Genomic DNA, 13,661 nt, shown 5'->3' on the forward strand with positions numbered 1-13,661 from the left:
CAAAGTATGTTTAATTTTACAATTCATTGATATTTATGATATGTCATCTAATTTCGTCCGAGATGCAACGATTCGATAAGTTTCTACAAAGATTAACTGTTAATTGGTATTAATTTCAATTACCTGTGTATTTTGAAGAAATAGTAGAAATAAAAATAGATATTTTTCCCTATCCCATATTTTATGTCATTATGATAAATTATGTTTTAACGATCCAGTCGCGACGAATTGTTCAGAAATTTTTCTGAAGGAGGGAGATAGGTTTTTGCAACATTTTTGTTTCTTGTTTTAAAAAATCAAAAGAGGAGTGACATTTCAAATGGGTATTAAAAAATTTGGGAAATATTTAATTCCTGCTATTCTGAGCTTGTCTTTCGTTTTCTCTGGCGTGCTTCCAATCTCGGCGGCTGTTGATTCAACATCAAATCTAAGCAGCGCTACACAGTTAGATAATGCTGAGAAAAAGGAAATTAGGATTTCTCACAAGTTTTCAGTAGTCTACGACAAAGATAAAGCAATTGAGGTAGTCGAAGGTAAGAACGGCCCAGCTAAGAGTCAAATTTCCTATATGGATGCGGATCAATTGTCTGACAAATTAAGCGCATCCTTCTTGAAACCTAATGATGTCATCACTTATAATGACTCGGCCAAAGAACACAGCGTATACAATTTAAAAAATGTCGGCCAGTTAAACACAGAATTTTCAACTACTAGCCCTTCTTCTGCAGCCAGCGGAGGAAAACTTGGTAGTGGTGTATCAGTTGCATATTACTCCGCAGATTTCGTCATCACAGGAAATTCCAGCCCTTATTTGGAAGTCACGCTTACTGGGGTAGAAGGGAATTTGCCTGCTACTGTTGGAGGGCAGCTTTCGTTATCGCGAGGAATAAATAAAATCGGAAATTACACTGTAACAGATGTTTTAAATTACACTTGGCAATATCCCTTTGTAGGTAAGTCGGAAAGGAAAAATGTTAGCGTCAATGATACAAGCTTTTATTGGTATCAATCATCGAATTTTGCAATTTGGAGAAATCCCGATGGAAGCACGGCTGGCTATGCCACAGATGGAAATCAGACAACCGAAATACTACTGAATAAACTCGGTGTATTGTATCCATTTTGGTACGGCATAGATGTAAACGGATTTTTAAACTCTTTTCCTCCTGACACTACAACTTATTCCAGAGTATCGCCTAGTACTGTAGATGCTTTAAGAAAAGCATTTGAAAATTCTGTTAGAGACAAATATAAAACTTATTACGATAAGAAATACGGGTACGTTAACTGGCAACCGGGTATTGAGATACATCATATCAGGCCCTTGAATTTTGGAGGTGATAATTCCTTCGAAAATCTAATTCCTTTGTATGCGGATAAGCATTATCAATTCTCAAATTGGTGGAATTACTATCAATGAACAAGCTTATATATCTCACTTTGAAAAACCTAAAGACACGTTTGGCGAAACAGCCCATCTTATGGGTTCAAAGAGAATTAGGCTATATTAAACCTTGTACATGCGCCTTTTACAAAGCTGCTACGCCAGATCAAATCTATAGCTTGGTAAAAGAAACAGGATTTTTCTTGCCAACGAGTTATATCGATTTCTTGAAAATGCACGATGGCGCTATCTTATTTCAAGACCAGTCCGAATATGTTAACCCTCCTTGGTATATTTTTGGCTTGGAGGAAATTATGGAATACTCGGAACAAAATGAACTGCCTCCTAACCTGTATGCCATTGCGAAGTTTAGTCAAACCATTATTTTTATTGATTCGTCTCGGGTAAAAGAGGGAAGGGAAGACTACTTATTCGAAGGCTCAATTCTAAACCTTGCGGATGAATTTAAAGCAATTGATCTTAATTTTGAATTATGGTTTGAAAGACTTATTGTTTCCCAAGGTTCTTTTTTCTGGTATTGGAACAACTATTCGCTAAAAAACTATCAGCCGGAAGAGGTTTCACTTGATGAGCTTAATGAAATGGAAGAGTAAGATTATCAGAAAGAAATGCCTTCAGATTCGTTAGAAATACTTTCATCTGCAAATACAGAACTTGCGAAAAAATATTTAGGACAGCTTGAAAATGATGTTGATAACTAAATAATTCATTCCCCCTCATGGAGTTTATCTGTGAGGTTTTTTGTTTTCATTGTCCTCACTGTGTTACCTAAGTAAATGTTCTCCCGCTTCTACAAATAAAAAAGAGGCGTGTATGCCTCTAAAATACACATTTTTTTACGTTTATAATATGTCATCAGGATTTCATTCTCGATACACCGCGCCACTCCCACACCGCTGATAATCGCCTTGGCCATCTTCCTCACACGCCTCTCATTCTCCCAAAAATACAGGCTTTCTTTTCTCGTTAAACGCTTTCAACGCCTCAACGCGGTCCTTAGTCGGAATAATAACCTCATAAGCCTTGGATTCAAAATCCAACCCCGTTTGCAAATCGACGCCCATCCCTACATCAATGGCACGCTTCGCTTGGTAGACGGCAATGGGGGCATTTTGCAAAATCTCCTTGGCCAGCCCCTCACAAAGCTCCGCCAGATGCACGGCATCTTCGGCAATACCGCTTACAAAACCAACGGACAAAGCTTCTTCTGCCGTGATTTTACGGGCAGTCAAGATCAGCTCCTTCGCTTTCGACGGTCCGATCAGCCGCGGTAGCCGCTGGGTTCCTCCTGCTCCCGGTATGATGCCCAAGCTGACTTCCGTCAGCCCCATTCTGGCCTCTTTGACGGCGTAACGAAAATCGCAGGCCAACGCGAGCTCGAAACCTCCCCCGAACGCGTAACCGTTGATAGCGGCAATGGTAGGCTGCGGAAGACGTTCCAGCGCGGTAAATACATCGCGGATTTTTTTGACGTTCCTTCTGACCTGCTGCTCATTCAACGTCTTTCTTTCCTTCAGATCGGCGCCGGCGGAGAACGCTTTGCCTGCTGCCGTGACGATAACGACGCGCACGTCTTTAGGCCGAGCTTCGATCTCCTCGATCGCTTCGCCTAAAGCAACGAGAGCTTCGTAATTGAACGCGTTCAATTCCTCCGGCCGATTCAATCGGATATAACCAATGTGGTCCTTCTGTTCCCAAAATACAGCTTTGGATGTCACTGCTCTTCCCCCTATCAGGCTTCATAATGCCAAACTTCGTTCTTTTTCACTTTTTGTATGCTTCCTTGAGCCTCCAAAAAATCGAGCAAGCCGATAATCTCCGACATGACAGGCGAAAATACAGTCCTATATTTATGAGGATAATATAGCTGTGCCAGCTGGTAAGCTGTAGACGCACCGCTAATAATCATCTCTCTGATTTTATCCGCTTTTTGTCCGATTCGTTTCAGCCTCATGGCGATGAGCTGTTGATGATCGTCGATCAGCTCCCCGTGCCCCGGGAATACGGTGTCCGCATCAATCTTGGAGCATTTCGTCAACGATTCGACATATTGCACAAGCGTACGGAGCCTTGCGCCCTCGAAATCCGGTTCGACAAAGGCGTTGCTCGAAATATGCTTGATCAAATGATCCCCAGCAAACAACGTTTTCTCGTTCTCATTCCAGAAGACGATATGATCGGGAGCATGCCCCGGAACCTCCAGTACTTTATAGTCGCCGATTCGGGACCCTTCCGTTAACGGGATGATATCTGTCTGAGTCGTATAGGCTTCATTTTTTTTCGCCGCTCTTTGCAGCCGTTCAATATCTCGCTCCCCTGCAGTGCCGCAGCCCATTTCACGATACAGCCGATCAAAAAAGCGGAGCCGCATTTGAATAAAATCCGGATCTCTTTTCATCCGGGGGATCGCATCCTTATGGGCATATACGGGAACCTGCACTTGCGAGACGATCCGGTTCACTAGTCCGATATGATCCTGATGGCTGTGAGTAATCCATATTTGCGATAAATCACCTAATGCAAGGCCATGCTGGCGCAGCGTCAAAAGCAGCGCTTCCCAACAAATGTCGGAATCGTCTCCGGCATCAAGCAAGGTAAGCGTGTTGCCATCGGCGATCAAGAACATGTTCACGTCGCCGACATCGTAAGGAGTCGGCGCTACGATCGGAATGACTTGGCCGCTCGTTGTTTTGATTCCCGTCATACAAAAACCACTTCCCCTGACTGTCTTTACGTTCATCTTGATTGAAAAAAGCGATATTGATTATGAACGATCATAATCAACATCGCGAAAACAAACATGCGCCGAACCTATCAACCCTTTTCAATGATCGTCGCGATGCCTTGCCCGACGCCGATGCACATCGAAGCCAGCCCGTACCGGCAATCTCTGCGCTTCATCTCGTGAACGAGCGTCGTCATGATGCGCGCGCCGCTGCAGCCAAGCGGATGGCCAAGCGCGATAGCCCCGCCGTTCACATTGACGATCTCGGGATTCAGCCCCAATTCCTTCACGCAGGCGAGCGATTGAGACGCGAACGCTTCATTCAACTCAACCAAATCCAGTTGGCCGACAGCCAATCCGGCATTGTTCAGTGCTTTGCGGACGGCAGGCACAGGGCCTATCCCCATATAATCCGGGTGTACGCCTACCGTTGCCGAAGCGACGATCCGGGCGAGCGGCTTGAGGCCGAGACGTTCGGCCGTCTCCCTTTCCATCATCAGAAGGGCGCTGGCGCCGTCGTTAATCCCCGAGGAGTTTCCGGCCGTAACGCTGCCGTTTTTATGAAAAGCCGGCTTCAATTCCGCCAGCTTGCCGAGCGACGTGTCCGGCCTCGGATGCTCGTCGGTATCGAAAAGAAACGATTCCTTCTTGCGCTCGATCGGATAAGGCACGATTTCGTCTTTAAATTTGCCTTCGGCAATCGCTTGTAGGGCGAGCGTCTGGCTTCTTAAAGCGAATACGTCTTGCTCCTCGCGGCTGATGCCGTATTTTTCCGCAACGTTCTCCGCCGTCTCGCCTAAAGTAATCGGGGGATACATCCTTTCCATGACAGGGTTGACGATTCTCCAGCCCAGCATCGTATCGTACAGCGTCTGGTTTCCCCTCTGACCGGAATGCTCGGGTTTCAGCATGACGTACGGAGCGCGCGTCATACTTTCCGTCCCTCCGGCAATGTAAATGCTGCCGCTCTCCGCTTTAATGGCGTGTGCAGCCTGATTCACGGCTTCAAGACCGGAGCCGCACAAGCGGTTCACCGTAACCCCCGGCACCGATATCGGCAATCCGGCCAAGAGAACGGCCATACGTGCGACGTTACGGTTATCTTCCCCCGCTTGATTGGCGCATCCGAAAAATACGTCCTCAATCGATTCGGCATCGATTGGGTTGCGCTTCAACAGCTCCTTTATCACATGAGCGGCCAGGTTGTCAGGCCGCACATCTTTAAGCGTTCCGTTGTATTTGCCAATCGGGGTGCGGACGGCGTCTACAATAACCGCTTCTTTCATTCTGTCATCTCCTTCGATGAGTAAGAGTAAAATCCTCTGCCGCTATATAGGAACCTACAGATTTTTCCTCCGTAATAACGATTCCTTCAATTCCCGAATGCGACGTTCCATATCCTGCTTTTGGAAGATCGCTTGAGTAAACAAGCCTATTCCGACAACATGCCGATCGGTTTCAGCCTTTACTTCGCAGACAACCCTCTTCTCCGACACTTCTGTACATACGGCCTTAAATTTCACTTCCTGCCCTACTAACGCAAGTCCGACATGCTTCACATCTATCGCAAAGCCGGCCCCTTCTTCTCCGTCTTCCAAATACGGCACAATGATCTCACGGCCTGCTTTTTCCATATAATAAATCATTGTCACGGTAGACATGACATCATGAACAACCTTGCCGTCAAAAGCAGGCCTCATCGATGGTTCCACCAAAATCTGAAATTCAACTTCGATCCCGGGTACTAATCCCTGTCTCATTCGCCATTACTCCGTTCGATCATGGTAGGCTTCCACCAAAGTGGCCAGCCCTTGCCCACCGCCGACGCACAACGATACGACCCCGTACTTTTTATTCCGACGGCGAAGCTCATAGAGGATCGTACCGAGCAAGCGCGCCCCGCTCATCCCCAATGGATGGCCGAATGCAATCGCCCCTCCGTTAACATTGGTCCGATCGATCGGCAGCCCTAATTCGCGGATGCACGCCAAAGCTTGAGAAGCAAATGCTTCATTCAGTTCAAACAGGTCAATGTCGTCGATCGACAGGTTCACTTCGGCCAACAGTTTGCGAATGGCATTCACAGGACCGATGCCCATGATCCGGGGATCTACCCCCCCGCAAACAAAATGAACGATTCTTCCGAGCGGTTTCGCCCCGGTTTGCCGCACTTTCTCCTCGCTCATCAGCATGGCAGCGGCCGCGCCGTCATTAATGCCGGATGAATTTCCAGCCGTGACGGACCCGCCTGAACGAAAAGCCGGCTTCAGCTTGCTTAACGATTCTAAAGATGTATCGCGCCGTGGATATTCATCCGTATCAAACACAACAGGGTCCCCTTTTTTGCTCGGGATGATCACGGGAACCGTCTCTTCTTTCAACAAGCCTTCATCTATAGCTCGGATCGCACGTCGATGGCTTTCGGCGGCAAATGCGTCTTGATCCTCGCGGCTAATATCGAATTGCTCCGCGACATTTTCCGCTGTATCTCCCATGGTCAAATCGCCATAAATAGATACCGGCGCCGAACGGGGCCCGCCGAACGATTCCATCAACGTTTGTGCGCCTCGCTGATAAGGCTGGGAGAGCTTTTCCATAATATAGGGGGATCTCGTTAAATTCTCCACGCCCCCCGCCAGCATGATTTCCGCATGCCCGGCTTGTATCGATTGGGCGGCGAGATTGATCGCTTCCAAGCCGGAACTGCATACCCGGTTCACCGTAAGGCCCGGAATCGATTCCGGCAATCCCGCCTTCAGCAGCCCCACGCGCGCAATATTGATAAAGGGTCCCGCGGAAATCACATTCCCCATAATGACGCTATCGATCTGTTCCCCTTCAATCGGCGAACGGCGAACGACTTCCCGGATGACCGTCACCGCTAAATCATCCATCGGCACGTCCTTGAGACTTCCGCCCAATTTGCCGATTGGCGTTCGCGCGGAGGCGACTACATAGACTTGTTTTCGTTGTATGGTCATGACGATGATCCCTCTTGTTTCTCATATTGATAAAATCCATGTCCGCTCTGTTTTCCGATTCTTCCGGCCAGCACCAGCTTCCGCAGTAGCGGTGCCGGACGATAACGCTCCTCGGCCAGATCGCGGTGCAGTCCTTGGACGACCGAATACACCTCATCCAAACCGATCCGGTCTGCCCATTCCAGCGGACCATAAGGATAGTTCGTGCCCTTCCTCATCGCAATATCGATATCTTCCGGCGCAGCGATTCCTTCCATCAGAGCAAAGACCGCTTCGTTCACGATTAGGGAAAGGATTCTCGGGAATATCAAGCCAACCTCGTCATCCACTTGCGCGGTTTCTTTTCCTAAAGATTCAATAAATGTCTTAGCCTTTTCAATCGTAAGCGTACCGGTCTGCAATGCAGGCGCAAGCTCAATCAAATTCCGCTCCGACAATGGCGCAAAAGTACCGAACCCGCAAACCCTTTCCGGCGATAACGTCCAGGAAGCAATTTCAGTTGCCGTAACCGCCATGGAAGTCGCCAAAATGGGGACGTGCGAAGCCAGTGCCGCATCCATCTTTTGAATCGTCAATCGTTTCGCATTCAAATCGAGATTCGAAACTTCCAAGGCGATCTCAATTTGATTTTGATAAGATTCCGCCTGTTCAAGGGAAATGACTTGATAGTTTCGGGATTCCAATAATTCCTTTAGTTCTGCATAGAGAGGGCTTACACCGGACAGCACAATCACTTTACTTCTCGTAAGCATAGAATCCCTCCCCCGTCTTTCTCCCCAAATTTCCCGCCTGTACCATCCGCTGTTGAATGCGGCTTGGCTTAAACCGGCCTTCATGGAAAAAGTCGGTATACACGGACTCCGTTGTTGCAAAATTAATATCGATCCCGATCATATCCTGCAGTTCGAACGGCCCCATCTTGAATCCGCCTGCTTTTCTCATAATGTCGTCGATCTTCTCGACCGAGGCCAGACGATCCCCCAAAATGCGCAATGCTTCGTTATAATAGGGACGCGCTACACGGTTTACGATAAATCCCGGGGAATCATGGACCAATACAGGAACCTTCCCAAGCTCCTTCGCAAATTGGTAAGCTTTGTCCACGTTGTCCGGACTCGATTTTTTGCCGCGAATGACTTCCACCAATGGCATAACCGGCGCCGGGTTAAAGAAATGCAAGCCCAGTATTCGATCCGGGCTCTTCAATCCGCCTGCAATTTCCGTTATGGAAATGGACGATGTATTGCTTAACAGCAACGCCTTATCCGAACAAACCGCTGTCAAATTTTGAAAAATCGACTTTTTCAGTTCGAGCCTCTCGGGAACAGCTTCAATGACGATGTCGCTGCTCTCCAGCAGCTTCATGTCTTGAACCGGGGAAATGCGCTGGTAAGTCTCATTCATTTGCTCCTCTGAGCTTCTCCCCTTCTCTACATCCTTGATTAGAGTAGAACGGAGATAGGATTGCGCTTGGTCCAAAACGGCCGGATTGACATCGAATAGCGATACTTGATGCCCATTCCTTGCGCATACCAGAGCGATTCCCGCCCCCATCGTACCTGCTCCGACGACACCAACTCGATATATAGTCATAGGGATCATCCCCTTATCTGCCTTGGAAAACCGGGGGTCTTTTTTCAAAGAATGCACGCACGCCTTCTTTATGGTCCTCCGTGCTTCCCGCGATATCTTGTGCATAAGCTTCATATTCCAGCGTCTCTTGGAGACCCGATTCCAATCCTTTATACATGGTTCGCTTGATCAAGCCAATTCCTTTGGTCGGAAGCTTCGCTAATTTCCCGGCATAGGCCATGACTTCCTGTTCAAAATCTTGAGCGGAGAATACGCGGTTGGCCAAACCAATGCGGTAAGCTTCCTCTGCGGATACTTTGTCCCCGGTCATCGCCAGCTCCAGCGCTTTCCCAATCCCGACAATCCGGGGGAGGAAGTAGCAGCCGCCCGAGTCCGGAACCAATCCGATTTGAATGAACACATCCGTAAAAGAGGCTTTTTCGGAAACTAGCCGAATATCGCAGGCAAGCGCGAGGCTCATTCCCGCTCCCGCCGCTACGCCGTTGACTGCTGCGATCACAGGCTTTTCCGTTTCGCGGACCTGAACGATCATCGGATTATACCGATTGCGCAGAAAGCCCCCGTAATCGATCTCTACCCCCTCAACCTCGCCGAGATCCTGGCCGGCATTAAACGACTTACCTGCACCCGTGATGACAATGCAACGGACATCCGGATCCTTATCGGCTTGCTTCAAGGCCGTAACGATCTCTTTATTCATTTGCTGCGTGAAGGCGTTGAATTTATCCGGGCGGTTCAACGTAATTTTGGTTACTCCTTGGGCCAACTCATAAAGAATGGTTTGATACATCGTTTCCCTTACCTCCCCGAAAATGTCGGTCTTCGCTTTTCCGCAAACGCCTTCATTCCTTCCGACCTATCTTCGCTCGCAAACAGCAAATAGAAACAGTTTCGTTCATACTCGAGACCTTCATCCAACGGATTATCGATCGCCTTCAGAACCGCTTTCTTAATAAGCCTCGCTGCGACCGGAGGCTGCAGGGCGATTTGCTTCGCCAGCTTCATCGCCTCCGTGAAATACATTTCCACCGGAACCACTTTATTGATCAAGCCGTATTGCAAGGCCTGCTCCGCTGTGATCGGCTCTCCCGTCAGCAGCATTTCCATCGCCTTCGCCTTGCCTACCGCCTTCGTCAAGCGCTGCGTACCGCCTGCTCCCGGCATCACTCCAAGCTTGATTTCCGGCTGCCCGATGCGGATTGTTTCCGAAGCGACAATCATATCGCAATTCATCATCAGCTCGCATCCGCCGCCCAGAACAAATCCGCTTACGGCGGCAATGATCGGCTTTGTTATTTTGGCGATTCGATCCCATACCGCGAACTGGTCTTTTAACAGCAGAGGGATCACCGCTTCATCGGCCATTTCTCCAATATCGGCTCCGGCTGCAAAGGCTTTATCGCTTCCAGTCAGAACTATGACGCGTATGGCTCCGTCGCGATCCATACGCTCCATTTCCTCGACGATTTCGTCTACGATTTTCAGATTGAGGGCATTCAGAACTTCCGGCCGGTCTAACCGGATAATGCCTACGGAGCCGTCTGTACTGGATTTGATATGCTCATACAACATGGGTATCCTCCTTCGCTTTATCGGAATTGACCCTGGCGTAAGTGCCCAACGCAACGGCTACCAATGTTCCATCGTCTGTCGTTGCACGAGCTTCCATCACAATGATTTTCCCTCCGCGTCTCAGTACCTTCGATTCCGCTTTCAGAAAGTCCCCTCTCACCGGAGCAAGATAATTAATTTTGGACTCTACGGACACGCACTGCTGAACGCCGTCTACATGAGGGGCGGCCGCATAGCCCATAACCACATCCAGCAACGTAACCGTAACTCCCCCATGTACGACTCCTTCCATACTGTTGTACAGCTCGGGGCGAATCTTAAGCACGGCTGTGCAGCTATTTTCATCGACCTGCGCAATCTCGATACCCAAATAATGATTGAACCTGTTGTATGCCTTCATTTCATTCCACCTAATTGACTTCCGCAAAATGCATCGATACAATTTTCCCGGCAAAACCCATCAAGTCTTTCCCAGCCGCTTTTCCTTCCGGAGAACTGAGCGCTTGCACCAATGCCTGTTTGTCGTCGAAATACATTTCGGCCATTAAGTGCAAATCGCTCTCTCCCATCGGGGTACCGTAAATCCGGCTTACTTCCAGTCGGAGAAGTCCCGGCATTTTGGCGGCTAACGGTGCGTGAACCTCTGCATAATGTTTGTCAAAATCCTCAATGTTTTCCGGTTTACGGTAAATCGCAATTAATTTCACCATAGTTCGCTGTTCCTCCTTAGTTATTTACAATATGGATCGCATGACCTAATGCCGCTTCAGCCGCTTCCAGCCAGCCTTCCGTTAAAGTGGGATGAGGATGTATCGTCAGGGCAATGTCTTCCACACGAGCGGCCATCTCTAGCGCCAGCACCCCCTCTCCAATGAGATTGGATGCATCGGCACCCACGACATGCATGCCCAGCAGCACATGACTTTGGGCATCTACAATGACTTCGGCAAACCCGTCCGTTTCATTCGTAGCAAGCGCCCGGCCGTTGGCCCGGAATGGAAATACCCCGACCTTGACGTTATGGCCCGCATGTTCAGCTTCCGCACGACTATAACCAACCCCAGCAATCTGAGGATCGGAGAAGATAACATAAGGAACATGGGGGGAATCCATCGCGCTTGGCATACCGGCAATGACTTCCGCAGCTACTACCCCTTGCTTGGAAGCGCGATGCGCTAGAGCCGGACCGGGTGTAATATCTCCAATGGCAAAAATATGCGGTACTCGGGTACGACATTGGCTGTCTACCGCAATATAGCCTTTTTCATCGGTTGCGACGCCGGCTTGAGCCAATCCGATTTCTTGCGTATTGGGCACCCTGCCGATCGTGATTAACGCCTTGTCGCTTACGATCGTTTCAGATCCATGTTGCTCCGAGGTTACCTGAAGGTGAACATGCCCATCTTCAATGACGGCTTTATCTACACGAGTTGATGTTTTGATCGTTATTCCCAATTTTTTTGCATTTTTAGTTACTTCCCGAACCAAATGGCCAGCAACTTGAGGCAGTACTCGATCCGCCATCTCCATGATCGTAACCTGCGATCCCAACTTGGCATAGGCCATGCCCAATTCAATGCCGATATACCCTCCGCCGATGATCGACAACGATTTGGGGATCTGTTTCATTTGCAGCGCAGAGGTAGAATCCAAAATATAGTCTCCGTCAACTTGCAAAAATGAAGGAATAAACGGTCGGGACCCTGTGGCGATGATCACTTCTTCAAATTTATAGGTCTCAAAATCCCCGCCCGTTTCGACTCCAATGCGGTCATCCGACAAAAAAGCAGCCTGACCTGCAACAACGGTCACTCCGTTTTCCTTGCACAATTGTGCAACTCCTTGGTTCAATTGGCGGGTAATCCCCTCTTTCCAATCCAGCCAAGCACCGAGGTCAAAGGAAGCCTCCTCCTCCGGGAGACGGATGCCCATCTTCTTGAAATGCGCCAACCCGTCATATTGCTGCGCCGTATGGATTAATGCCTTGCTTGGGATGCATCCCCGGTTCAGACATACGCCGCCGAGCTTATCCTTTTCAATCAGAACAACCGATTTGCCCAACTGACCGAGACGAATAGCGGCGGCATAACCGCCCGGACCTCCACCGATGACGACAACATCTGTTTCTACCGCTACTTCTCCTACGACCATCTATTTCATCTCCGCGAATAAAAGATTTGGATTTTCCAACAACTCCTTGATTCGGTTCGTAAACCGAACGGCCGTAACGCCGTCGATCAAGCGGTGATCGAAGCTTAGGGACATATTCATCATAAGACGAATCACACCTTCCCAGTCGCGTACGACCATGCGCGGTTCCATCTTATGCAACGCCAAAATCGCAGCTTCCGGATGGTTGATGATCGGGGTCGCATATAACCCGCCGATAGGACCTACATTGCTGATCGTAAATGTACTTCCGGTAATCTGATCTAAGGTCAACGACCCTTCCTTGGCTCGCGCAGCCAACCCGCTGATTTCAGCGGCGAGCTCAAATATCGACTTTTGATCCGCATGCTTGACGACCGGAACGATGAGACCTTCCTTCGTGTCCGTTGCAATCCCGATATGGTAATAATGTTTCAAAACAATTTCATTCGTCTTCTCATCAATCGAAGCATTCAGCGTTTTAAATTCTTTCAAGGCGATGACGATAGCTTTAATAAAAAACGGCAAAAACGTAAGCTTGACATTTTTAGTTTCGGCATAAGGTTTTAATCGATCCCGCCATTCCTTCACCGCGTCCATTTCCAATTCATCCATATGGGTCACATGAGGGATAAGGGAGACCGACTTCATCATATGCTCCGCAATTTTCTTGCGAATGCCCTTTAATGGAATACGCTCTTCGCCTTCCTTTTGCGGCTCGGAAACGGCAGCTTTAGCCGGTTGTTCAACTTGAACTTGTTCTCCATCCGAATATGGTTTGAGATCGGACTCCGTCACCCTGCCGGCAGGTCCTGTCCCGATCACATCTTCCAGGTTGATCGACAACTCTCTGGCCAACTGGCGTACATATGGTGTAGCAAGCGCTCTGCCCCGCCCTGCTGTAGGAGCAGTTTGTATACTTGCCGCTTCAACCGCTCTTGCTTGCGGAGCTGCGACGACCTTTTCCGGCTCTGCAGCCGTTGCTGCCACTTCATTCTCACCTTGGATCAAGTATAAGGTTGTTCCTACTTCAACCGTTTCCCCTTCCGCAAACAAAATCTTGGTAATTACACCTGTGGTCGGAGAAGTCAGTTCGGCGTTCACCTTATCCGTTTGCACCTCAAGCACCGGCTGGTCCTGTTTGACGAAATCGCCCTCTTTGATCAACCATTTCGTAATCTCTCCTTCATGCATGCCTTCCCCTACATCGGGAAGTCTGAACTCGATCATGATGTCC

At 48.7% G+C, this 13,661-nt stretch carries 15 protein-coding genes; 2 read left to right on the forward strand and 13 right to left on the reverse strand.

The window, feature by feature from the left end:
• The first annotated feature begins 319 nt into the window (after positions 1-319).
• The gene (locus tag NLX71_RS05350; protein WP_254362459.1) at positions 320-1,420 is read left to right on the forward strand and encodes an HNH endonuclease signature motif containing protein; all 1,101 of its coding nucleotides are present in this window, start codon (positions 320-322) and stop codon (positions 1,418-1,420) included.
• Entirely contained in the window at positions 1,417-1,998 is a 582-nt protein-coding gene (locus NLX71_RS05355) for an SMI1/KNR4 family protein (RefSeq protein ID WP_254362460.1), read from the forward strand. Before NLX71_RS05350 ends, NLX71_RS05355 begins: the two co-directional genes overlap by 4 nt.
• Before the next feature lie 339 nt (positions 1,999-2,337).
• Here NLX71_RS05355 and NLX71_RS05360 read toward each other — a convergent pair whose 3' ends face one another.
• The 13 genes from NLX71_RS05360 to NLX71_RS05420 form a co-directional block, all read right to left on the reverse strand.
• Positions 2,338-3,123: an enoyl-CoA hydratase-related protein gene (locus NLX71_RS05360; protein WP_254362461.1), complete on the reverse strand. Its 786-nt coding sequence runs from the start codon at positions 3,121-3,123 to the stop codon at positions 2,338-2,340.
• A gap of 14 nt (positions 3,124-3,137) precedes the next feature.
• On the reverse strand, positions 3,138-4,109 hold the full coding sequence (locus NLX71_RS05365; protein ID WP_254362462.1) for an MBL fold metallo-hydrolase: 972 nt from the start codon (positions 4,107-4,109) through the stop codon (positions 3,138-3,140).
• A gap of 110 nt (positions 4,110-4,219) precedes the next feature.
• Positions 4,220-5,416 (reverse strand): thiolase family protein, encoded by a 1,197-nt coding sequence (locus tag NLX71_RS05370; protein ID WP_254362463.1) that lies wholly within the window; start codon positions 5,414-5,416, stop codon positions 4,220-4,222.
• Between the two features lie 54 nt (positions 5,417-5,470).
• Positions 5,471-5,890, reverse strand: coding sequence for a thioesterase family protein (locus NLX71_RS05375; RefSeq protein WP_254362464.1), 420 nt, complete (start codon positions 5,888-5,890; stop codon positions 5,471-5,473).
• 6 nt (positions 5,891-5,896) lie between these two features.
• A complete protein-coding gene (locus NLX71_RS05380; protein ID WP_254362465.1) occupies positions 5,897-7,111 on the reverse strand; it encodes a thiolase family protein in 1,215 nt (404 codons plus the stop codon).
• Complete coding sequence (locus NLX71_RS05385; RefSeq protein WP_254362466.1) at positions 7,108-7,863, reverse strand: 3-hydroxyacyl-CoA dehydrogenase family protein; 756 nt, start codon at positions 7,861-7,863, stop codon at positions 7,108-7,110. Before NLX71_RS05385 ends, NLX71_RS05380 begins: the two co-directional genes overlap by 4 nt.
• The gene (locus tag NLX71_RS05390) at positions 7,847-8,704 is read right to left on the reverse strand and encodes a 3-hydroxyacyl-CoA dehydrogenase family protein (RefSeq protein WP_254362467.1); all 858 of its coding nucleotides are present in this window, start codon (positions 8,702-8,704) and stop codon (positions 7,847-7,849) included. Before NLX71_RS05390 ends, NLX71_RS05385 begins: the two co-directional genes overlap by 17 nt.
• A 13-nt stretch (positions 8,705-8,717) precedes the next feature.
• On the reverse strand, positions 8,718-9,494 hold the full coding sequence (locus NLX71_RS05395) for an enoyl-CoA hydratase-related protein (RefSeq protein WP_254362468.1): 777 nt from the start codon (positions 9,492-9,494) through the stop codon (positions 8,718-8,720).
• A gap of 8 nt (positions 9,495-9,502) precedes the next feature.
• Positions 9,503-10,276: an enoyl-CoA hydratase-related protein gene (locus tag NLX71_RS05400; RefSeq protein WP_254362469.1), complete on the reverse strand. Its 774-nt coding sequence runs from the start codon at positions 10,274-10,276 to the stop codon at positions 9,503-9,505.
• The gene (locus tag NLX71_RS05405; protein ID WP_254362470.1) at positions 10,266-10,676 is read right to left on the reverse strand and encodes a PaaI family thioesterase; all 411 of its coding nucleotides are present in this window, start codon (positions 10,674-10,676) and stop codon (positions 10,266-10,268) included. Before NLX71_RS05405 ends, NLX71_RS05400 begins: the two co-directional genes overlap by 11 nt.
• 10 nt (positions 10,677-10,686) lie before the next feature.
• Positions 10,687-10,986, reverse strand: a complete 300-nt coding sequence (locus tag NLX71_RS05410) for an EthD family reductase (protein WP_254362471.1) — start codon at positions 10,984-10,986, stop codon at positions 10,687-10,689.
• A 16-nt stretch (positions 10,987-11,002) separates the two neighbouring features.
• A complete protein-coding gene (lpdA, locus tag NLX71_RS05415) occupies positions 11,003-12,427 on the reverse strand; it encodes a dihydrolipoyl dehydrogenase (protein WP_254362472.1) in 1,425 nt (474 codons plus the stop codon).
• Entirely contained in the window at positions 12,428-13,654 is a 1,227-nt protein-coding gene (locus tag NLX71_RS05420; RefSeq protein WP_254362473.1) for a dihydrolipoamide acetyltransferase family protein, read from the reverse strand.
• Positions 13,655-13,661 lie beyond the last annotated feature (7 nt).

Origin of the sequence: Paenibacillus sp. MZ04-78.2 (assembly GCF_024213375.1) — a bacterium.
In the GTDB taxonomy this organism is placed as follows: domain Bacteria; phylum Bacillota; class Bacilli; order Paenibacillales; family NBRC-103111; genus Paenibacillus_G.